Source organism: Devosia oryziradicis (assembly GCF_016698645.1).
GTDB lineage: Bacteria > Pseudomonadota > Alphaproteobacteria > Rhizobiales > Devosiaceae > Devosia > Devosia oryziradicis.
Genome location: NZ_CP068047.1, coordinates 500,902 through 516,475, shown reverse-complemented (window position 1 = coordinate 516,475; position 15,574 = coordinate 500,902). Strand labels below are relative to the sequence as shown.

Annotated in this window: 13 protein-coding genes; 8 read left to right on the top strand and 5 right to left on the bottom strand. The window is 64.2% G+C overall.

The genetic code is table 11. The features are described from left to right. Positions 1–72: 72 nt before the first annotated feature. From mutS to JI749_RS02495, 6 genes are all read left to right on the top strand, one after another. Positions 73–2,766 (top strand): DNA mismatch repair protein MutS, encoded by a 2,694-nt coding sequence (gene mutS / locus JI749_RS02520; RefSeq protein ID WP_233280840.1) that lies wholly within the window; start codon positions 73–75, stop codon positions 2,764–2,766. Then, entirely contained in the window at positions 2,747–5,536 is a 2,790-nt protein-coding gene (locus JI749_RS02515) for a [protein-PII] uridylyltransferase (protein ID WP_233280839.1), read from the top strand. The genes mutS and JI749_RS02515 overlap by 20 nt, the downstream gene beginning before the upstream one ends. Before the next feature lie 15 nt (positions 5,537–5,551). Then, positions 5,552–7,114, top strand: coding sequence for a murein biosynthesis integral membrane protein MurJ (gene murJ, locus JI749_RS02510; protein ID WP_201658479.1), 1,563 nt, complete (start codon positions 5,552–5,554; stop codon positions 7,112–7,114). A 175-nt stretch (positions 7,115–7,289) separates the two neighbouring features. Continuing rightward, positions 7,290–8,321, top strand: a complete 1,032-nt coding sequence (trpS, locus tag JI749_RS02505) for a tryptophan--tRNA ligase (RefSeq protein WP_201658476.1) — start codon at positions 7,290–7,292, stop codon at positions 8,319–8,321. 18 nt (positions 8,322–8,339) lie between these two features. After that, a complete protein-coding gene (locus tag JI749_RS02500; RefSeq protein ID WP_201658473.1) occupies positions 8,340–8,813 on the top strand; it encodes a universal stress protein in 474 nt (157 codons plus the stop codon). Positions 8,814–9,014: 201 nt separating this feature from the next. Continuing rightward, a complete protein-coding gene (locus tag JI749_RS02495; protein WP_201658470.1) occupies positions 9,015–9,581 on the top strand; it encodes a NifU family protein in 567 nt (188 codons plus the stop codon). Between the two features lie 130 nt (positions 9,582–9,711). Here the strand turns inward: JI749_RS02495 and JI749_RS02490 are convergent, their stop codons facing one another. The 4 genes from JI749_RS02490 to JI749_RS02475 form a co-directional block, all read right to left on the bottom strand. Beyond that, positions 9,712–10,620 carry an acetamidase/formamidase family protein gene (locus JI749_RS02490; RefSeq protein ID WP_201658467.1) on the bottom strand — a complete coding sequence of 303 codons (909 nt, stop codon included), beginning with the start codon at positions 10,618–10,620 and terminating at the stop codon, positions 9,712–9,714. A 2-nt stretch (positions 10,621–10,622) separates the two neighbouring features. Then, entirely contained in the window at positions 10,623–11,654 is a 1,032-nt protein-coding gene (locus tag JI749_RS02485; protein ID WP_233280838.1) for a hemolysin family protein, read from the bottom strand. A 77-nt stretch (positions 11,655–11,731) separates the two neighbouring features. After that, positions 11,732–12,208, bottom strand: coding sequence for an rRNA maturation RNase YbeY (ybeY, locus tag JI749_RS02480; RefSeq protein ID WP_201658464.1), 477 nt, complete (start codon positions 12,206–12,208; stop codon positions 11,732–11,734). A 147-nt stretch (positions 12,209–12,355) separates the two neighbouring features. Continuing rightward, complete coding sequence (locus JI749_RS02475) at positions 12,356–13,420, bottom strand: PhoH family protein (protein ID WP_233280837.1); 1,065 nt, start codon at positions 13,418–13,420, stop codon at positions 12,356–12,358. Between the two features lie 168 nt (positions 13,421–13,588). Between JI749_RS02475 and JI749_RS02470 the strand changes: the two genes are divergently transcribed. Together JI749_RS02470 and JI749_RS02465 are read left to right on the top strand one after the other, a co-directional pair. After that, a complete protein-coding gene (locus JI749_RS02470; RefSeq protein WP_233280836.1) occupies positions 13,589–13,891 on the top strand; it encodes a BrnT family toxin in 303 nt (100 codons plus the stop codon). Then, on the top strand, positions 13,860–14,138 hold the full coding sequence (locus tag JI749_RS02465) for a helix-turn-helix domain-containing protein (RefSeq protein WP_201658446.1): 279 nt from the start codon (positions 13,860–13,862) through the stop codon (positions 14,136–14,138). Before JI749_RS02470 ends, JI749_RS02465 begins: the two co-directional genes overlap by 32 nt. Here the strand turns inward: JI749_RS02465 and miaB are convergent. After that, positions 14,135–15,532 carry a tRNA (N6-isopentenyl adenosine(37)-C2)-methylthiotransferase MiaB gene (gene miaB / locus JI749_RS02460; protein WP_201658442.1) on the bottom strand — a complete coding sequence of 466 codons (1,398 nt, stop codon included), beginning with the start codon at positions 15,530–15,532 and terminating at the stop codon, positions 14,135–14,137. The two genes, JI749_RS02465 and miaB, sit on opposite strands and share 4 nt — an antisense overlap. Between the last annotated feature and the right edge of the window lie 42 nt (positions 15,533–15,574).

Genomic DNA, 15,574 nt, shown 5'->3' with positions numbered 1-15,574 from the left:
GGTCCGCAGCGGTTGGAATCGCCGGCCAAACGCCCTAAACTTGCGGCTTTCCCGACGAGATCCAGCCGCCTCATGGACCAGACGCCGATCCAGCCTCAGCTGACGCCGATGATGGCGCAGTATTTCGAGATCAAGGCGGCCAATCCGGGCTACCTGCTGTTCTATCGCATGGGCGACTTCTACGAGCTGTTCTTCGAGGATGCCGAGATCGCCAGCGCGGCCCTGGGCATCGTGCTGACCAAGCGCGGCAAGCATCTGGGACAGGATATCGGCATGTGCGGCGTGCCCATCCACGCTGCCAACGACTATCTCAACAAGCTGATCCGCCAGGGGCACCGCGTCGCCATCTGCGAGCAGGTCGAAGACCCCAAGGAAGCCAAGAAGCGCGGCGCCAAATCAGTGGTGAAGCGCGACGTGGTGCGTCTCATCACATCAGGCACGCTGACCGAGGATGATCACCTCGATGCGCGCGCCAGCAATTTCCTGGCGGCGCTGGCGATGGTCCGGCATGGCGACACCGATTTCGCGCTAGCTTGGGCCGATGTCTCGACCGGCGAAACCTTTACCGCCGACCTCACCGCCGAACAGCTGCAGGACGAACTGGCCCGCATCGATCCGGCCGAACTGCTGCTGACCGAGCCGACGCGCACGCACCTGCTCGAGCACCGCCTGCTGCCGCCGGCCTGGGCCGCCATTGCCCACCTTGCTCCAGCCGAGAGCTTCGACAGCGAAGCGGCGACATCAAGCCTGCGCGCCGCATTGCCCGGCGGGGCCTTCGACCCGACCGCGCTCTCCCGTGCCGCCCGTGCCGCCCTGGGCGCGGTGTTTGGCTATGTCCGTGAGTCTCAGAAGGGCGTTGGGGTTGCCCTGCGTGCCCCGGTCGCCGATGGCGCCATCCGGCACATGGCCATCGACCAGGCCACCCGCGCCAGCCTTGAACTGCACCAGACCCAACGCGGCCAGACCAGGGGGTCGCTGCGTCAGGTGATCGACCTGACGGTCACCGCATCCGGCTCCCGCCTGCTCTCGGCGCGCCTCGCTGCGCCCCTCGCCGATGCCCCGGCAATCAACCAGCGCCTCGACGCGGTTGGCCATCTCGCCAACGACACCCTGCTGACCTCGAGGCTGCGCGCCGATCTCAAGGCCGTGCCGGATCTGGCCCGCGCCCTGACCCGCTTGGCGCTCGATCGTGGCGGCCCGCGCGACCTGGCCGCCATTGGCAAGGCCGTAGGTGCTGCCGCCGCCCTTGCCCGGCATTTAGAGCAGCGCGAAGAGGTGCCCGATGTGCTGGCGCGCATCGCGCGTATCCTGTCCGCGGCACCCTTGCCGCTGGCCTCCGAGCTCGCCTTGGCGCTCGATGACGAACTCCCACTGCTTGCCCGCGACGGCGGCTTCGTGCGCAAGGGCTACGATCGGGCGCTGGACGACGAAAGGGCGCTGGCCAGCGAAACCCGCGCCGTGGTTGCTGCCCTGCAGGCGCGGCTGATCGAGGAAACCGACGTCCGCTCGCTCAAGATCCGGCACAATGGCGTGCTCGGCTATTTCGTCGAAGTGCCGGCGGGGCATGGCACCAAGCTGCTCGAGGAGCCACACCGGCAGACCTTCATCCACCGCATGACCATGGCCAATGCCATGCGCTTCACCACGACGGAGCTGGCCGATCTGGAAGGCCGCATCGCCCGGGCGCATGAGGCGGCGCTCGAGATCGAGCTCAAGACCTTTGCCAGCCTGCGCTACGACGTCCTCAGCCGTACTGACGCCCTGCGCGAACTGGCCGATGCGCTGGCGGAACTCGACGTCACCTCGGCCCTGGCCCATTTGGCGGCAACGCGCGGCTATACCAGGCCCGACATCGACGATTCCCTTGCCTTCAGGATCGAAGGCGGGCGGCACCCTGTCGTCGAAGACATGGTGATGGCCCAGGGCCAGAGCTTTGTCGCCAACGATGCCGACCTCAGCGGCGACGATGCCGTTGGCGGCGGCCGGCTCTGGCTGGTCACCGGTCCCAATATGGGTGGCAAATCGACCTTCCTCCGCCAGAACGCGCTGATAGCCATCCTGGCGCAGATGGGCAGCTTCGTGCCGGCCACATCGGCCCATATCGGCGTCGTCGACCGGCTCTTCTCCCGCGTCGGGGCCAGCGACGACATCGCCCATGGCCGCTCCACCTTCATGGTCGAAATGGTCGAGACCTCGGCCATCCTCAATCGCGCCACGCGCCGCAGCCTGGTCGTGCTCGACGAGATCGGCCGCGGCACGGCAACGTTCGATGGCCTCTCCATCGCCTGGGCGGCGGTCGAGGCGCTGCACGACACCACCGGATGCCGGGCGCTGTTCGCCACCCATTTCCACGAGCTCACCAGCCTCGCCAAGACCCTGACCCGGGTTAGCAACGTCACCATGAAGGTGCGCGAGTGGGAGGGCGAGGTGGTCTTCCTGCATGAAGTGGGTCCGGGCGCTGCCGACCGCTCCTATGGCATCCAGGTGGCGCGGCTGGCTGGCCTGCCCGAACCGGTACTGGCGCGCGCTCGCCAGGTTTTGACCGTGCTCGAACAGCGTTCGGCCGGAACCGCCTCTTCCAGCCAGAAAGCCAGCGTGCTAGACGATCTGCCACTTTTCGCCCATCAACCGGCTTCACGCCCCGTTGAGAAAGACCCGGTACATATTGCGCTCGACGCCGCCAGACCGGACGAAATGACCCCCAAGCAAGCGATCGACCTGCTCTACGAGTTGAAGAAAATCCGCGATGATGCTCGCCGAAGCTGAGGCAAAGCCGCGAAAATCGCTGTTCACGCTCAAGTCCGCCGAAACCATTTTCGGTGAACTCGAAGCGGTGATCGGCGAGGACGCGCCCAAATCCTCCACGGCGCGCGCGGCCGTGTTGGCGCATATCCGCAAGACCCTGGCCGAGGCACGCCAGCAGGCCGAAGCTGAATTGCTCGCCACCGGCAAGGGCACGCGCTGCGCCCAGAACCTGAGCGCGGCGCAGGACGAGATCATCGCCGCCCTCCATATGTTCGCGACCCGTCGCGTCTATCCGGTGGACAATCCCAGTGGCGCCGAAGCCATCGCGCTCTCCGCTGTCGGCGGCTATGGGCGGGGCACCCTGGCACCGGGTTCCGACATCGACCTGCTGTTCATCCTGCCCTACAAGCAGACCCCCTGGGGTGAGCAGGTCACCGAATATATCCTCTACATGCTCTGGGACCTCGGCCAGAAGGTTGGTCACGCCGTCCGCTCGGTCGATGAATGCCTGCGCATGGCCCGCGCCGACATGACCGTGCGCACCGCCACGCTCGAAGCCCGCTTCGTCACTGGCGACCGCACGCTGTTCGACAACCTCGTCTCGCGTTTCGAGACCGAGATCATGCCCAAGACAGGCCCCGAATTCATCGCCGCCAAGATGGCCGAGCGCGACGAGCGCCACAAGCAGATGGGCAATACCCGCTATGTGGTCGAACCCAACATCAAGGACGGCAAGGGCGGGTTGCGCGACCTCAACACGTTGTTCTGGATCGGCAAATACTTCTACCAGGTCAAGACGTCGCACGAACTGGTCGGCAAGGGCGTGCTGTCTGCCGCCGAATACCGGCTGTTCTACCGCGCCGAGGATTTCCTCTGGGCCGTGCGCTGCCACCTCCATTTCGTCACCGGCCGGGCCGAGGAAAAGCTGACCTTCGACGTGCAGCCCGAACTGGCGCAGCGCATGGGCTATGCCCAGCGTATCGGCATGCTGGGCGTCGAGCGCTTCATGAAGCGCTACTTTCTCGTCGCCAAGGATGTGGGCGATCTCACCCGCATCATCTGCGCCAGCCTCGAATTCAACCATGCCAAGGACATGGACCTGGTCGGCCGCGTGCTGGCGCCGTTCCGCTCGGGCAAATCCAGGATCAAGGGCGAAACCGATTTCGTGCTCGATACCGGCCGGCTCAACATCGCCAGCCCGGATGTGTTCGAAAAGGAACCGCGCAACCTGATCAAGATGTTCCTGGTCGCCGGGCGTGAGGAACTGCTGTTCCACCCTGATGCCATCAAGCATATCGCCCGCTCGCTGCGCCTGATCGACAATCGGCTGCGGCACGATCCCCAAGCCAACGACTATTTCCTGACCATCCTAACGGCGCCGCAATCGGTCGAGCGCATCCTGCGGCAGATGAACGAAAGCGGCGTGCTCGGGCGCTTCGTGCCCGATTTCGGCAAGATCGTCGCGCTGATGCAGTTCAACATGTACCACCACTACACGGTGGACGAGCACCTGATCCGCTCGGTCGGCGTCATGGCCGATATTGCCAATGGCGGTCTGCGGGACCAGTTGCCGCTGACCCATGAGTTGCTGCCGCAACTCAACGATACCCGCCTGCTCTATGTCGCGCTGTTCCTGCATGACATTGCCAAGGGCCGGCCCGAGGACCACTCCATTGCCGGCGCCCGCATCGCCCGCAAGCTCTGCCCGCGCTTTGGCCTCTCCCCCGCCGAAACCGACACGGTCTCCTGGCTCATCGAATATCACCTGCTGATGAGCGAGATCGCCCAGGCCCGCGACATCCAGGACCCCGAGACCGCCCGCGCCTTTGCCGATGTGGTGCAATCGCCCCAGCGCCTGGCGCTGCTGATGATCCTGACCGCCTGCGATATCCGCGCGGTTGGCCCGGGCGTCTGGACCGGCTGGAAGGGGAGCCTCTTGCGCGCCCTCTACTACGCCACCGAGCCGCTGCTGTCGGGTGGCCACTCGCAGGTCACCCAGTCCGACCGCATCAATCACGCCCGCCATCAGCTTGCCCAGTCGCTCGAGGCCTGGCCTTCAGCCGATGTCGACGCCTATGTGGCGCGCCACTACGACCATTACTGGCTGCGGGCCGAGCCCGAACTGCAGCTCGAACACGCCCGCATGATCCGCCAGGCCGACATGGCCGGTGACGGCTTCGCCGGCTCGATCCGCATCAAGGCCTTCGAGGGTATCACCGAGGTTTCGTTCTACACGCCCGACCACCCGCGCCTGCTGTCGCTGATCGCCGGAGCCTGCACCATGCAGGATGCGTCCATCATAGGCGCTCAAATCTTCTCGACCCGCGACGGCCACGCCATCGATACCTTCCGGCTGCGCCGCTCCTTCACCTCCGACGAGGACGAGAAGGTCCGTGCCACCCGCATCATCGATACGGTCAAGCAACTGCTCCAGGGCAAGCGGCAGATCCTGATCGATCTGGGCAAGGAATCGCGCCACAACAAGCGCCTCAAGCCCTTCGCCCTGCCGGCGCAGGTTTCGGTCAGCAACGCGCTGTCGGAAAAGTTCACCGTCATCGAGGTTTCCGGCCTCGACCGCATGGGGCTGCTCCATTCGCTGACCCACGAGATTTCCGACCTCAACCTTACCATCGGTTCGGCCCATATCGGCACCTATGGCGAAAAGGCCGTCGACGTCTTCTACGTCACCGACCTGACCGGCCAGAAGATCATGGCCAAGCCGCGCCAGCGCAAAATCCACGACGCGCTGATGGGGGTGTTCCACCCGCGCGAGAAGGTGGCGCATGGATAGCGTGGCTGCCCGGCCATGAGCCTCTACCGCAATTTTCTCTCCGTCGGCGGCCTCACCCTGGTCTCCCGCGTTGCCGGCTTTGCGCGCGATGCGCTGATGGCAGCGGTATTGGGCACCGGGCCGGCGGCCGACGCCTTTTTTGCCGCTTTCCGCTTTCCCAACCTGTTCCGGCGCTTGTTCGCCGAGGGCGCCTTCAACACCGCCTTCGTGCCCATGTTCTCCGGCGCGCTCGAACGCAACGGGCCCGATGCGGCGCTCGACCTGGCCGCCCGCATCATGGCCTGGCTGGTCGCCGCGCTGGTGGTGGTGACCATCCTCGCCGAAATCTTCATGCCGCAGCTGATGGTTGCCTTTGTCCCCGGCTTCGTCGACGACCGGGAGAAGTTCGACCTGACGGTGCTGCTCACTCGCATCATGTTCCCCTACCTCGCCTGCATGTCGCTGATGGCGGCCTATGGGGCGATCCTCAATTCCCTGGGCCGCTTCTTCGCGGCGGCGTTTGCCCCCGTGATCCTCAACATCGTCAATATCGCCGCGATGATCCCGCTGGTAACCTTCTGGGTGCAGGATCCGGCCGGCTCGGCTATCTGGGTGGGCGTGGCGACCATGGCCGGCGGCATCGCCCAGCTCTGGCTGGTCTGGTCGGCGATCCGCCGCGCCGATTTCGTGCCCGAATTCCGCCTGCCCCGACTCGATCCGGAGGTGCGCCGCTTCTGGGTGCTCGCCATTCCCGCCATCCTCACCGGCGGCATTACCCAGATCAACATCTTCGTGGGCACCATCATCGCCTCGGGCGCCGATAACGCCATTTCCATCCTCAACTATGCCGATCGCCTCTATCAGCTGCCGCTCGGCATCATCGGCATCGCCATCGGCACCGTGCTGCTGCCTGAGCTCAGCCGGCACCTCAAGGGCGGGCGCGATGCCGAGGCGCGCCAGACACAGGACCAGTCGCTGCTCGCCGCCATGCTGCTATCCATGCCCGCCGCCACCGCACTGATCGCCCTGGCCGAACCCATCGTACGCGTGCTGTTCGAGCGCGGTGCCTTCGACGGCCTAGCGACCGTCCAGACGGCTGAGGCACTGATCGCCTTTTCCACCGGCCTGCCCGCCTATGTGCTGATCCGCGTGCTGCAGCCGGGCTATTTCGCCCGCGAGGATACGGTCACGCCAACCGTCTTTGCCGGCATTTCCGTGGTCGCCAATATCGGCCTATCGCTGTTGCTTTTTCCCAGCCTCGTCCATGTCGGCATCGCCATCGCCACCTCAGTCTCGGCCTGGCTGAATGCCGCCCTGCTGGCCGTGTTTTTGGCGCGGCGCGGCCATTTCCAGCTCAGCGCCGCCGAATGGGGCCGGCACGGGCTGATCCTTTTGGTCAGCACCATCATGGGCGGTGCGCTCTACATCCTGGCCCAGCGCGGTGCCCCCTATTTCGCCGCCGGCGCCCCGCTCTGGCATCAGGCCGGCCTGCTTGCCGTGCTGGTCGGCTTCGGCATGGTCACCTATTTTACCCTGGTGCATGTCTCGGGCGCGCAGAAGCTGGGCCTGTTGTTGCGCCGCTTGCGGCGGCGAGGCTGAAACGCGATCGCTGCCACACCCACGATGTCACCCCGGCCTTGAGATGCTTCGCCCAACCATCTCAGGATGGATCCCGGCTCAGGGCCGGGATGACAGTGTGGATGGGAGACGGCCAGTTCCCAATATGCCCTCACGCATATAGAACGGGGCAACCCACACTCATAAGTTCGTATCCATGACCTTCACTCCCCGCGTCTTTTCCGGCATCAAGCCTTCCGGCGATCTGCATCTGGGCAATTATCTGGGCGCCATCCGGCGCTTCGTGCCGCTGCAGGACACGCATGAGACCATCTATTGCGTGGTCGACATGCATGCCATCACCGTGTGGCAGGAGCCCGAAGACCTCAAGCGCTGGACCTATGAGATCGCCGCGGCCTATATCGCCGCCGGTGTCGATCCCAAGCGCTCGATCATCTTCAACCAGTCCCAGGTCATGGAACACGCGGAGCTGAGCTGGATCTTCAACTGCGTGGCGCGCATGGGCTGGATGGCCCGCATGACCCAGTTCAAGGACAAGGCCGGCGAGAACAGCGAAAATGTCTCGCTGGGTCTGTTCGCCTATCCTAGCCTGATGGCCGCCGATATCCTGCTCTACAAGGCCACCGGCGTGCCCGTAGGCGAGGACCAGAAGCAACATCTGGAGCTGACGCGCGACATCGCCAAGAAATTCAACCACGATTTCAAGAAGCAGATCAAAGCGCTCGGCCACAAGGGCGACTTCTTCCCCATCACCGAAACCCTGGCGACCGGCCCGGCCATGCGGGTCAAGTCGCTCAAGGATGGCAGCAAGAAGATGAGCAAGTCCGATGCCTCGGACCTTTCGACCATCTACATGATGGACGATGCTGACCTGATCGCCAAAAAGATCAAGCGCGCCACGACAGACGCCGACGCGCTGCCCAGCGAAGCCGCCGGCCTCGCGGGGCGCCTCGAGGCAGAAAACCTGGTTGGCATCTACGCGGCTCTTTCCAATCGCTCGGTCGATGACGTGCTGGGCGAATTCGGCGGCCAGGGCTGGGGAAAGTTCAAGCCGGCGCTGGGCGATCTCGCCGTTGCCGTGCTGTCGCCCATCGCCGAAGAGATGAAGCGGCTGGTGGCTGATCGCGGCGAGATGGATGCCATCCTGCGCGGCGGCGCCGAGCGGGCGCGGGCCATCGCCCAGCCCATCATGGCCGATATCCGCAATATCGTCGGGTTCATCCGCTAACAAGACCAGGGGGCGGTCGTGGTTTCTCAGACCGAATACAAGCGCAAATTCCTCGTCGTCATCGACGAGACGCCCGAATGCGAGCGGGCACTGACCTTTGCCGCCTATCGCGTGAAGCGAACCGGCGGCACGGTGGTGTTGATGAGTGTCATCCAGAAGCCCGAATTCATCGGCCTGGGCGTCGAGGACGTACTGCGCGCCGAAGCCGTCGAGGAAGCCGAGCGCAACCTCGATACCCGCCTCGCGCGCCTCCGCGACATCGGGGACGTCAAGGTGGAGTCGGTGGTTCGCGAAGGCGAGGCCGCGGAAGAAATCGAACGCGTGATCGACCTGGATCGCGATATCGCCATCCTGGTGCTGGCAGCGTCGACTTCCGGCGAGGGACCCGGTCCGCTCGTCATGCACTTCGCCAACCGTGCCAACGCCCTGCCCATTCCCCTGACCATCGTGCCAGGCAGAATGAGCGACGAAGAGATTATTGCTATCTGCTGACGCCTAGTGAGACCTCATAGTGAGCTTGTCGAACCACGAGGTCGGGCACATCCATCCCGCCACGACCTCGTCCTTCGACAGGCTCAGGATGAGGTCTACTGGAGATGCGGCATGCATACCTGCCCCCGCACCAAGCCCCTTGCATCCTGACTGCAAAAGTCTATTTTAGAAGCGTTCTAATCGCAAATCGCAGGCGTCCCGATGTTCATCCAGACCGAAGCCACGCCCAATCCGGCGACCCTGAAGTTCCTGCCGGGTCGTGAGGTGCTGGTTGGCGAGCCGCGCGATTTCCGTAGCGCCGAGGCGACGGCCAATTCGCCCCTGGCGCAGGGCCTGTTCGGCATTTCCGGCGTTACCGGCGTGTTCCTCGGTTCCGACTTCATCTCGGTGACCAAGGACGACACCAACTGGGCCCATATCAAGCCGGCCATTCTCGGCGTCATCATGGACCACTTCCTGTCGGGCAAGCCCGTCATCGTCGAGGGCGGCGTCGACGTTGCCAATTTCGACGAGGTCGATGAATTCTTCGAAGAAGAAGACAGCGAGACCGTGGAAGTCATCAAGGAATTGTTGGCGACCCGCGTACGCCCGGCCGTGGCCATGGATGGCGGCGACATCACCTTCAAGGGCTTCAAGGAGGGCACCGTATTCCTCCACATGCAGGGCGCCTGCTCGGGTTGCCCGTCCTCGACCGCCACGCTCAAGAGCGGCATCGAAAACCTGCTCCGCCACTTCGTGCCCGGCGTTGAAGCCGTGCAGCAGGTTTGAGAGCGGCCATAGGCAAAATCGCTCCAGTGGAGCCATTTTAGCGAGCAAAGCCATGAGGGCTATGCCCGAATGGCCGGTGAGCTTCCAGTTTAGCAGCAAGCCAGAGGCCCGGAGCGATCCGGGCCTTTCGTTATCTGGGGAGCCACTTCTTGTCGATCTTGCAGACCATCGTATAGGCGGGGTCGAAGACGTTGCCCACTTCGTAACGCACAACCTGACCCATCAGGTGGCTCGCGGCCACGGCGGAAAGCCCATAGCCTGAGGTCAGCCAGTCGAGCATTTCGGTGGTGGCATGCTGCAAGGCCTGGTCCAGTGGACGGGCATTGCCGACCGTGAAGATGGCGTCGCCGGTTTCCCCGCGCGGCCAGGTCTGGTGCCGGCGCTTGACCACCGAAAGCCGCACTTCGACTTCCATGGCCGTTTCGACGCCGGTGCCGACGATTTCGCCATCGCCCTGGATGGCATGGCAGTCGCCCAGGAAGAACAGCGCGCCTGGAACCGAAACGGGAAACCACACGCGGCAGCCCGGGCCGAAGCCGCGATAGTCCATGTTGCCGCCATTTTCGGCGCTGGTCGCGGTCGAAAAGGCCTGGCCGAGCGCCGGCGCCACGCCGAAGCAGCCGATCATCGGCTCGAGTGGCAGGACCAGATGCTCCAGTCCCGGCACGGGCTCCCGGAGCCGCACGGTGCCGGCTTTGCCATCGATTACCCAGTCCGTCCGCTCGCGGGGTGGCAGGTCGCGGACACGCTCGGGGTCGACGACGTTGCCGGCAAGGGCTGCGCGCGTCCAGCCGCGCTCGCGGATCGGGGTCATCCTGACGATGTCGACCTGCAGGGCATCGCCCGGCTCGGCGCCCGCCACGAAGATTGGCCCGTTCGTCGGATTGGGCCCTGGCCAGCGCTGCACCTCGTCCTTGTCGATGCCGGCGGCGTCGATGGTTTGCGTCACCACGCTGTCGCCATCGGCAATGTTCAGAACCGGTGGCACCGTGCCCAGCACATTGTGCCAGGTCGTCGCAATGAGGGTATGGGTGGCCATGTTTATTCCGCCGCGGCCGCCTTTTCTTCCGGCGAGCGCTGGTCGGTGATGGCCAGCGGCTCGACTTCTTCGCGCTTGCGGCGAATGCGAAGGCGCTTGATGCGGCGGCTGTCGGCGGCCAGGATCTCGAATTCGAAGCCATCGAGCTTGGTGACCCGCTCTCCGCGCTTGGGCACGTGTCCGGCCAGGTCGAACACCAGCCCGCCGATGGTCTCGACATCCTCGGCATAGTCGCCCGGATCGAAATCGGGTCCGATCAGCTTCTGCACGTCGCTGAGCTCGGCACGGGCATCGGCAATGAAGGTATCCGCACCGACCTTGCGGATCAGCGAGGCGGCCATTTCGTCATGCTCGTCCTCGATGTCCCCGACCACGGCCTCCAGCAGGTCTTCGATGGTCACAAGACCATCGGTGCCGCCATACTCGTCGATGACGATGGCCATGTGCACGCGCGAGGCGCGCATCGATTGCAGCAGGTCTCCAACCGGCATGAAGGTGGGGACGAACATCGCGTCGCGCATCAGGTCGAGCCGGATGATCTTCTGCTTGAGCACCGTGGACACGAGCTTGACCGGCACGTCCTTGCTCGGGTCGGTCACCGGGTCGGTGATCTTGGATAGGGCATCCTTGACGTGGATGAAGCCCAGGATGTTGTCCAGATTGTCGTCGAAGACCGGCAGGCGCGAATGGCGCACCTGGCGGAACTTGGCAATCAGCGTGCCCAGGTTCACATCGGCCTCGATGGCCTGGATGTCGGAGCGTTCCACCATCACGTCGGCGACCGAGACGTTGGACAGCTTGAGCACGTTCTGCAGGATCGTGCGCTCGCTCTCGGAGAAGTCGGCCGCTTCGGCGCTGCCCTGCTCGTCAAGCGCCACCTGCAGGTCGTCGCGCAAGGAAACAGTCCCGCGGGCCAGCATGGCCTTGATGCGGTTCCAGATCGTGGGCCCCCGTGCGGACACGAGGGCGGGACTAGAAGGAGGCTGCTCGGGATTGGTGGGCGCCTGAGGGCCCGGACTGTCGCTATCGTTCATGGTCTCTCGCCGCCAAAGACGCGGCTTATCTGTCCTCAAATGGAAATGACGCGCGGACTATAGGGGTTCCGGCCTCGTCAGGCATAGGGGTCTTCTACCCCCAATGTCGCCAATATCTGGGTCTCCAGGCTCTCCATTTGAAGAGCCTCGGCGTCATCGAGGTGATCATAGCCTAAAATGTGCAGAAAGCCATGCACCACGAGATGGGTGAAGTGGTCGGCAAAGCTGACGCCCTGCTCGTCGGCCTCGCGAACCAAGGTTTCGCGCGCCAAGGTGATGTCGCCGAGGATTCCCACGACCGGCCCGAATGGCTCGATCTGCGGAAAGCTGAGAACGTTGGTCGAGCTGTCCTTGCTGCGCCATTGCCGGTTGAGCTCGTGCTGTTCTTCGTCATTGGTGAGCAGGATCGAGAGCTCCGCCGCGCCCTTCACCTTCGGCTTGGCAAGCTTGATCGCGGCGAGAACCGCTTGCTCGGCCCGCGCCTCCAGGTTGTCGGGCCAGGCGTCATCGTTGACGATGACGGCGATATCGAGCGGTGGGAGGATTTTGGGCATATCACTTGCTGTCGGTCAGGTTGGCGTTGGCTTTAAGCCGTCCCACCCGCAATGTCATCCCGGCCTCGAGCCGGGATCCATCTTGAGATCTCAGGATGGGCCCCGGCCTTCGCCGGGGTGACTTCGAGGCGTTGCGGACCTACGGGGTCAAGCCCGCGGTGGCGCCACACCCAGTGTGCGGGCAAGTCCTTCGGTATCGCCGGCCTTTTCGGCCAGGCGCCGCTGCGCATCGGCCTCATAGGCGCGGACGATGCGGCCCACAAGCGCGTGGCGGACCACATCCTTGTCGTTGAACCGGGAAATATGGACCCCCTCGACGCCATCGAGCAGGTTCACCGCCTCGACCAGCCCCGATTTCTCGCCGCGCGGCAGGTCGACCTGGGTCGGATCGCCCGTGACGATCATCTTGGAGTTCTCGCCCAGGCGGGTGAGGAACATCTTCATCTGCATCGAGGTGGTGTTCTGCGCTTCGTCGAGGATGACCACGGCGTTGGCCAGCGTCCGGCCGCGCATGAAGGCGAGCGGGGCCACTTCGATGATGCCCGAGGTGATGCAGCGCTCGACATTTTCCGGCTTCATCATGTCGTAGAGCGCGTCGTAGAGCGGGCGGAGATAGGGATCGACCTTCTCCTTCATGTCGCCGGGCAGGAAGCCCAGGCGCTCGCCCGCCTCCACGGCAGGGCGGGAGAGGATGATGCGGTTGATGTCCCCGCGTTCGAGCAGGCTCGCGGCATGCGCCACCGCCAGGTAGGTCTTGCCGGTACCGGCCGGGCCGACGCCGAACACCAGTTCGCTGCGCTCCATGGCGCGCATATAGGCGTCCTGCGCCGGGGTGCGGGCGACGATGGTGGATTTGCGCGTGGCGATCTGGGCCATGCGCACCTTGCCCTTCTTTTCCAGCGTCGGCAGGATCAGCTGGCTGTCCTCGGTTTCGATCATGCGGATGACGCCATCGACATCGGAAATGTCGATCGTGCGCCCCTCTTCGAGCGAGCCATAGAGCGATTCCAGCACGCGCCGGGCCTGGTCGACCGAAGAGGCTGCGCCTTTGAGCAGGACATGATTGCCGCGGGGAGTGGCCGAAACCTTGAGCCGCTGTTCGATCAGCGCCAGGTTCTGGTCGAAATCGCCATAAAGCTGGGCAGCGAGGCGATTGTCTTCAAAAGCGAGTTCGAGTTGCGATGCGAGTGCGTTGTCTGCGGTCGGTGACAAATGCCTGCTCAAACTGGTGTGGCTCCCGGAGGGGACGGCGCGGGCTTGCGCCTGTCGCTGGACAACGAGGCTAGGATGATTTGGGTGCCTTGTCTCTAGCAATATTGTGGCGGACCACAGGGGCGACAAGGTCGCAGGCGATTGTCTCCGGCGCCACTCCGAATTGCAATGTCTACGGAAATCCCGTATATACCGATCATGCCGAGCCGGTTCGACCCAGCCAAGGATGCCATCAACATCCAGAAGCACAAGCTGCCTCTGGCCTTTGGCGATCGGATATTCGAGGACCGCGCCCACCTCATCATTCCCTCCATCAGGGAGATGGATGGCGAAGAGAGGTTCAAGGTGGTCGGCCTGGTTGAAGACAAGTTGTTCACTGGCGTTTTCGTATGGCGGGAAGACCTGCCGCGTTTCATGTCGGTGCGAAGGAGCAACAGAAATGAAGAAAGAGAATATGGTGATTCCCGCTGATCCGTCCGACGCCGAAGACTTCGACGTCACGGCGGAAGCCCTCGATCGCGGCCAGCGCGCGCGATTGATCCGAATGACACGGACCGGTCTTGGCCTGTCACAGGCCGAGTTTGCCAGTCGTTTCCAGGTTCCGGTCGGTACGCTGCGCGACTGGGAGCAGGCAAGGGTGACTGCGCCCGACTTTGCCGTCGCCTATGTGCGAGTAATCGGCCAGCATCCCGACCTCGTGGCAAAGGCCGTAGCTTAGGCCGCCACAGCCACCTTGAGCCGGCCCACCAGCGAATTGACGCTGGTGCCGATAATCTCCACCTGGTGGATCGCGCCGATCAGGTCGGTGCTGCCCTCCAGATGCACGGCCTGCAGATAGGGCGACCGCCCACCCACCTGGCCAACCTGTCGGCCTGGCCGTTCGATCAGCACGGGCAGGGTCCTGCCGACACAGCTTTGGTGGAACGCGGTGGTCTGGGCGTTGACCAGTTCCTGCAGCCGGTAGAGCCGCTCGGTCTTGACCTCCTCGGCCACCTGGTCGGGCAGGTTCGCGCCGGGCGTACCGGGGCGGGTGGAGTATTTGAACGAATAGGCCGAGGCATAGCCGACATCGGCGATGATCTTGAGCGTGTCCTCGAAATCCAGGTCGGTCTCGCCGGGGAAGCCGACGATGAAATCGCCCGACAGCGCCATGTCCGGCCGCGCCGCCTTGATGCGGTCGATCACGGCCATGTATTCCGCCGCGGTGTGGCGCCGGTTCATGGCCTTGAGGATGCGGTCGCTGCCCGATTGCACCGGCAGGTGCAGGTAAGGCATCAGGATATCGAGGTCGCGGTGGGCGGCCATCAGGCTGTCGTCCATGTCGCGCGGATGGCTGGTCGTATAGCGAAGGCGCTCGAGGCCCGGAATTTCGGCCAGCAGATAAGCCAATTCCCCCAGCCCAACGGGGCGGCCCGTGGCGTCGAGCCCGTGATAGGCGTTCACGTTCTGGCCGAGCAGGGTGAGTTCCTTGACGCCGGCGTCCACCAGCCCGCGCGCCTCGGCGATGACCTGCGCCACCGGGCGGCTGACTTCGGCGCCCCGGGTATAGGGCACCACGCAGAAGCTGCAGAACTTGTCGCAGCCTTCCTGCACGGTAAGAAAGGCGGTGAGCCCCCGCTTGATGGTCACTTCCTTCCTGGCCGCCGGCAGGTGCTCGAACTTGTCTTCTTCGGGGAAGTCGGTGTCGACGACCGCTTTCTTGAGGCTGGGATGCAGGTGGCGCTGGCTTTCGGCCTGCGCCAGCATGTCGGGCAGCTTGTGATAGGCCTGCGGCCCGAACACCATGTCGACCACCGGCGCGCGGCGGGCGATTTCCTCGCCCTCGGCCTGCGCCACGCAACCGGCAACCCCGATCATCATGTCGCCGCCCATCGCCCGGCGCTCGTTCTGCAGTTCCTTGAGCCGGCCCAGTTCGGAAAACACCTTTTCCGAAGCCTTCTCGCGGATGTGGCAGGTATTGAGCAGCACCAAGTCCGCCTGGGCAGGGTCCAGCGTGGTCTCATAGCCGTGCGGCGCCAGCGCATCCATCATGCGGTCGCTGTCATAGACGTTCATCTGGCACCCATAGGTCTTGATGAACAGCTTCTTGGTATTGGCGCGCGTCTCGGTCATGCCGGCTCTTTACCAGCTAACGCGGCAAGACTCAAAACCAGA

Bases quoted from the DNA above. Each gene is read 5' to 3' on its own strand.
- trpS (WP_201658476.1), top strand. From the start codon at position 7,290: ATGACCTTCACTCCCCGCGTCTTTTCCGGCATCAAGCCTTCCGGCGAT.
- JI749_RS02495 (WP_201658470.1), top strand. From the start codon at position 9,015: ATGTTCATCCAGACCGAAGCCACGCCCAATCCGGCGACCCTGAAGTTC.
- mutS (WP_233280840.1), top strand. From the start codon at position 73: ATGGACCAGACGCCGATCCAGCCTCAGCTGACGCCGATGATGGCGCAG.
- JI749_RS02515 (WP_233280839.1), top strand. From the start codon at position 2,747: ATGATGCTCGCCGAAGCTGAGGCAAAGCCGCGAAAATCGCTGTTCACG.
- JI749_RS02485 (WP_233280838.1), bottom strand. From the start codon at position 11,654: ATGAACGATAGCGACAGTCCGGGCCCTCAGGCGCCCACCAATCCCGAG.
- JI749_RS02490 (WP_201658467.1), bottom strand. From the start codon at position 10,620: ATGGCCACCCATACCCTCATTGCGACGACCTGGCACAATGTGCTGGGC.
- miaB (WP_201658442.1), bottom strand. From the start codon at position 15,532: ATGACCGAGACGCGCGCCAATACCAAGAAGCTGTTCATCAAGACCTAT.
- ybeY (WP_201658464.1), bottom strand. From the start codon at position 12,208: ATGCCCAAAATCCTCCCACCGCTCGATATCGCCGTCATCGTCAACGAT.
- JI749_RS02470 (WP_233280836.1), top strand. From the start codon at position 13,589: ATGTCTACGGAAATCCCGTATATACCGATCATGCCGAGCCGGTTCGAC.
- murJ (WP_201658479.1), top strand. From the start codon at position 5,552: ATGAGCCTCTACCGCAATTTTCTCTCCGTCGGCGGCCTCACCCTGGTC.
- JI749_RS02465 (WP_201658446.1), top strand. From the start codon at position 13,860: ATGAAGAAAGAGAATATGGTGATTCCCGCTGATCCGTCCGACGCCGAA.